At 46.2% G+C, this 5,149-nt stretch carries 5 protein-coding genes, 4 tRNA genes and 1 rRNA gene; 2 read left to right on the plus strand and 8 right to left on the minus strand.

Annotated features, from left to right (window positions below; translation table 11 throughout):
• From PZBJ_RS11500 to PZBJ_RS11520, 5 genes are all read right to left on the minus strand, one after another.
• On the minus strand, positions 1-169 hold a 169-nt coding region (locus PZBJ_RS11500), incomplete at its 3' end, for a GTP-binding protein (RefSeq protein WP_240632907.1).
• A gap of 107 nt (positions 170-276) precedes the next feature.
• A tRNA-Thr gene (locus PZBJ_RS11505) sits at positions 277-352 on the minus strand.
• Positions 353-357: 5 nt separating this feature from the next.
• Positions 358-432: transfer RNA gene (locus PZBJ_RS11510), tRNA-Gly, on the minus strand.
• 192 nt (positions 433-624) lie between these two features.
• Positions 625-709: transfer RNA gene (locus PZBJ_RS11515), tRNA-Tyr, on the minus strand.
• Positions 710-716: 7 nt separating this feature from the next.
• Positions 717-792: transfer RNA gene (locus PZBJ_RS11520), tRNA-Thr, on the minus strand.
• A gap of 328 nt (positions 793-1,120) precedes the next feature.
• On the opposite strand from PZBJ_RS11520, the gene PZBJ_RS11525 reads away from it, so the two are divergent.
• A complete protein-coding gene (locus tag PZBJ_RS11525; RefSeq protein ID WP_101762580.1) occupies positions 1,121-1,678 on the plus strand; it encodes a GNAT family N-acetyltransferase in 558 nt (185 codons plus the stop codon).
• 202 nt (positions 1,679-1,880) lie between these two features.
• The gene (gene coaA / locus PZBJ_RS11530; RefSeq protein ID WP_101762581.1) at positions 1,881-2,831 is read left to right on the plus strand and encodes a type I pantothenate kinase; all 951 of its coding nucleotides are present in this window, start codon (positions 1,881-1,883) and stop codon (positions 2,829-2,831) included.
• A gap of 60 nt (positions 2,832-2,891) precedes the next feature.
• Here the strand turns inward: coaA and birA are convergent, their stop codons facing one another.
• From birA to rrf, 3 genes are all read right to left on the minus strand, one after another.
• Entirely contained in the window at positions 2,892-3,854 is a 963-nt protein-coding gene (gene birA, locus PZBJ_RS11535) for a bifunctional biotin--[acetyl-CoA-carboxylase] ligase/biotin operon repressor BirA (protein ID WP_101762582.1), read from the minus strand.
• Positions 3,851-4,888 (minus strand): UDP-N-acetylmuramate dehydrogenase, encoded by a 1,038-nt coding sequence (gene murB, locus PZBJ_RS11540; RefSeq protein WP_101762583.1) that lies wholly within the window; start codon positions 4,886-4,888, stop codon positions 3,851-3,853. Before murB ends, birA begins: the two co-directional genes overlap by 4 nt.
• Before the next feature lie 148 nt (positions 4,889-5,036).
• A 5S ribosomal RNA gene (gene rrf, locus PZBJ_RS11545) occupies positions 5,037-5,149 on the minus strand; the annotation flags it as partial.

Here is a 5,149-nt window from a genome sequence, read left to right on the forward strand (position 1 = left end):
TCTCTTCTGGCGCTTTATCGATCTCATCGAATTTGCTTGCCTTACCGCCGTAGGTTTTAGCCAGTACGGTAGTAATTGCTGCAGTCAGGGTGGTTTTACCGTGGTCGACGTGACCGATGGTGCCCACGTTTACGTGCAGTTTGTTACGCTGAAATTGCTCTTTAGCCATCGCTAGTCCCTCTAAGACACGGATATATCGAAGATATCGTCATATCAACCAGGCATTGCCTGACTGTTTGGTTTACAGAGAGAGAATCAGGAGAGAGATAAAGGAAGTGGTGCTGATACCCAGAGTCGAACTGGGGACCTCACCCTTACCAAGGGTGCGCTCTACCAACTGAGCCATATCAGCACATCTGGAGCGGGCAGCGGGAATCGAACCCGCATCATCAGCTTGGAAGGCTGAGGTAATAGCCATTATACGATGCCCGCATCCTGGAACTCGGCTACCTGTTCTTTCTGTAGCTTATGAATAATAAAAGAAGACCTTCTATTATTCGAGCCGGTCAGAGTTGCTGACCAACTTTGATTGCGCTAATGCGCAATCTGAAATTCGAAGGTGAGAGATGAAGAACTCACCCATCAGATAAAGACTTTATCTGATGCCCAACCAGGAGGTTGAGATGGTGGTGGGAGAAGGATTCGAACCTTCGAAGTCTGTGACGGCAGATTTACAGTCTGCTCCCTTTGGCCGCTCGGGAATCCCACCTACTTGATGGTGCCGGCTACCGGAATCGAACTGGTGACCTACTGATTACAAGTCAGTTGCTCTACCAACTGAGCTAAGCCGGCATCAAGTGGAGCGCATTCTAGGAATACCCGAAGAAGGATGCAACAAAAAAATCGTCAAAATTGTTCTATCGCTTACTATTTGTGCAAATCATCTCAAATCAGCCATCAGCTGCAGTAAAATCACCCTAAACCTGTGCATTTTTACACCACCACATCGATTGATTGCTATGAACCGCCATCATTTTCAATGCACATATTTGAAGCACACTGACTTTCTGCTGTGCAAATTGTAGAAAATTTTTTGTGAAACTACCCGCTACACTCGTTTTTTCTGCTGGCCTGCATTTTGCTTATCTATTTAATCGGGTCATTAAATGGAGGATGTCGCATGAATATTGTTCAGCTCACTGCAGAAACATTACCCCTTTATCGTCAGGCTTTGGCTGCCCTGATGGTTGAAGCGGTAAAAAACAATATGACTTCGGCATTTCAACATTCGCAAAAGATGCAACAGTATCAGGATGCCGAGCGCTATTTTCATAGCTTGCGCAACAAAATGGCACGCCATGAGTTGCTGCTATGGATTGCCGTCATCGACTCGGTTGTGGTGGGAAGCGTGCAGCTCAATATTTGTCAGCGTCCAGATGGACAAAATCGCGCGGAAGTTTTACAGCTGCTTGTGCATTCAAATGCTCAGCGAGAAGGGATTGGACGCAGATTAATGCAGACGCTTGAGCACAAGGCAGAAAGCTATCAGCGTGGTCTGCTTTATTTGGATGTCATTGCAGGTTCTGCAGAAGAAATTTTTTATCGGGCACATGGCTACCGCTATTTAGGGGAATTGCCCGACTATGCATTATGCGCGGATGGGCATCCTCATCCCGGCGCGATTTACTATAAACGTCTGCGTACCAGCCCAGCAGAAAATGTAGCGACAAGCTACTGACCGACAAGAAAAATGCGGGCACGCTTGCGAAAGCGTGCTCCTGTTTATCATTTTACTTCTTTTTAAAGTCACACTGGTGTTACCCTCCTGCCCATTGTTCTCGTTAATTACCCCTGTGACGTGCAATTGAGTTTGATACATCTTCGTATGCCTAATGCAGCAAGGTGTTGATGAATCAGAATTTGCACTCAGATGCATGCTTATGAGTAAAAAAACGACACCTCTTACTACGCCTTATTTGCAGTTCAATCGCCAGCAATGGGCAGCACTACGCGATTCAGTACCAATGACATTGGCTGAAGGTGAAATTGAGCGTCTGCGTGGTATCAATGAAGATCTTTCATTAGAAGAAGTGGCCGAGATTTATCTGCCGCTATCGCGTCTGCTTAATTTTTACATCAGTTCTAATCTGCGTCGTCAGGCGGTGCTTGAGCAATTCCTTGGCACTAATGGGCAGAAAATCCCTTATATCATCAGTATTGCCGGCAGCGTTGCGGTAGGAAAAAGCACAACTGCTCGTGTGCTTCAGGCGCTTCTTAGCCGCTGGCCAGAACACCGCAAAGTAGAACTGATCACTACTGATGGTTTTTTGCATCCTAATGCCGTGCTTAAAGAACGCGGTTTGATGAAGAAAAAAGGGTTCCCGCAATCTTACGATATGCATCGCCTGGTTAACTTCGTATCTGATTTAAAATCGGGTGCTAGCCAGGTGACAGCGCCGGTTTATTCTCATCTGATTTATGATGTCATTCCGGATGGCGATAAAGTCGTACAACAGCCTGATATTCTTATTCTTGAAGGATTGAATGTGCTGCAAAGCGGTATGGACTATCCTCACGATCCTCATCATGTATTTGTCTCTGATTTCGTGGATTTTTCAATTTACGTCGATGCACCAGAGTCCTTACTCGAGAGCTGGTATGTAAATCGCTTTTTGAAATTTCGTGAGGGCGCATTTAGCGATCCGGACTCTTATTTCCATCATTATTCGCAATTACCCGAAGAGGATGCACTCAATATTGCGCATGATCTGTGGAAAGAGATTAACTGGCTTAATTTAAAGGAAAATATCCTGCCTACACGTGAACGAGCAAGTCTTATTATGACGAAGTCGGCTGATCATGCGGTGCAAAGTGTACGTTTGAGGAAATAGTCTTTTTTATAAAATGCCCATAAAAGATCGTGGGCATTTTAATTTTTTAGCTCAGATGCATTAATTGTCTGGACGAAGAGAAATCTCACCCCCAACCCAGGATTTAATGACTCCATTCTGCTCCAGTAATAAGCCACCCTGCTTATCAATACCTCGCGCAATGCCATGTACCTCACGATCCCCAATAAGAAGCTTCACTGGGCGATTAATGAAGTTATCAAGGGTTTCCCAGCGGGAGACAAATGGCGCCAAACCATCGCGCTCAAAAATAGGTAACGCTTCACGCAGGCTATTGATCAACTTCGCAGCTAACTCGTTGCGATCGATATCAACACCAGCTTCCTGAAGATTAATCCAACCCTGATTAATTTCTGCCGTGCCTTCTGAACGCATCAGCAAATTGACACCAGCACCTATAACAATCTGAGCTGCATCGCCGGTTTTTCCAGTTAACTCAACTAAAATACCAGCAAGCTTACGATCGTTAAGATAGAGATCATTCGGCCATTTAACCCGGACATCCGGAGCACCTAATGACTGAATCACTTCTGCCATGATGATACCAATCACCAGACTTAGGCCCATCGCCGCAGCTGGCCCCTGATCAAGACGCCAATACATCGACATATACAGGTTGGAGCCAAACGGTGAAAACCATTTACGCCCGCGACGTCCGCGCCCTGCTTGCTGATACTCGGCAATGCATGCGTAGCCAGACGGCAATTGATCCATCCGATCCAGCAAATACTGATTGGTAGAATCGATAACAGGAATAACCGCCAGATTAGGTTGATGCAGGAGAGACAGAATGATTTCTTCATCCAGTAACTGAATTGGCTCTGGTAAGCTGTAGCCTTTACCCGTTACCGTATATACATCCAGACCCCAACTTTTGAGAGTCTGTATATGTTTATTAATGGCAGCACGGCTCATACCAAGCGCTTCGCCCAGCTGCTCACCAGAGTGAAATTCACCATCGGCCACCAATGCCACTAACTTTAACGGCACGCTATTATCTTTCATGAAATTACCTCAACGGCATTACGCTCGCCTCGAGCACCGATAAAGCGCACTTCTGGCTCCAGCCAAACATCAAACTTTTGTCCGACTCTATTTCTAACCTGATGCGCTAAATCGACAATATCCTGTGGCGTGGCATAATCTTCATTTATCAGTACCAAAGCCTGCTGACGGTGAACTGCGGCGCCACCTACACGGAAGCCTTTAAGACCACATTGGTCGATCAACCAGCCAGCTGCTAATTTCACTTCGCCACTGGCCTGTGGATAATGAGGAATGGATGGCCACTGCTTAATTAGCGCATCTGCATGCTCAGCTGTGATCAGCGGATTTTTGAAGAAACTACCGACATTACCTGTGATTTTTGGGTCGGGCAGTTTGCTTTGGCGCATATGGCAAATAGCATTGAATACATCCCAGGCACACACTGTTGCTGGGTTTAACTTAGTCAGCTCGCCATAAGTTAGAACAGGTTTCCACTGTTTTGCCAGACGTAATCCTACTGCAACAATGACATAGTCATCCTTCATTGCATGTTTGAAAATACTATCGCGATAGCTAAACTGGCACTCTTCTCGATACAAACGAATCATATGTTGCGTTGGGAGATGTATAGCTTCAACGTAGTGACAGATATCTTTAAATTCGACACCATATGCACCGATATTTTGAATCGGTGCTGAGCCGGCCATACCAGGAATCAGCGCCAGGTTTTCCAGCCCTGTAATACCCTTCTTTAGCGTCTTTTCAACTAAAGCATGCCAATTTTCGCCGGCACCAACATGCAAGTGCCAGGCTTCGTCATGCTCTTCGATAGCGATGCCTTTAATCGCATTAATTACCACCGAGCCGCTAAAATCTTCAAGAAAGAGTACGTTGCTCCCTTCGCCTAATACAATAAAAGGCAGATTTGATTGCTGACTGTTTTTCCAGGCCAAAGTAATAGCGTCAGGAGTTTCAGCGATGGTCAGCGTTTGTGCATTGATCGTAAGACCAAGAGTGTTGAAAGCTTTCAGGGATGTATTGGGGCTGGACATTTCACGGCCTTTACTGATTAATCTGACCGTAGTTTACCTGATCGGTAGGTTGCGAGTTTGATGTTTTCTTATTTCTGATGGGAAATTGCTCATGTACAGACGTAAAAAAGCCCCGGACTTTCGTCCGGGGCTTCTTCACTTATTTGATGCCTGGCAGTTCCCTACTCTCGCATGGGGAGGCCCCACACTACCATCGGCGCTACGGCGTTTCACTTCTGAGTTCGGCATGGGGTCAGGTGGGACCACCGCGCTAAAGCCGCC

The sequence above is a fragment of the Pantoea endophytica genome (assembly GCF_002858935.1).
Taxonomy (GTDB): Bacteria; Pseudomonadota; Gammaproteobacteria; order Enterobacterales; family Enterobacteriaceae; genus Pantoea; species Pantoea leporis.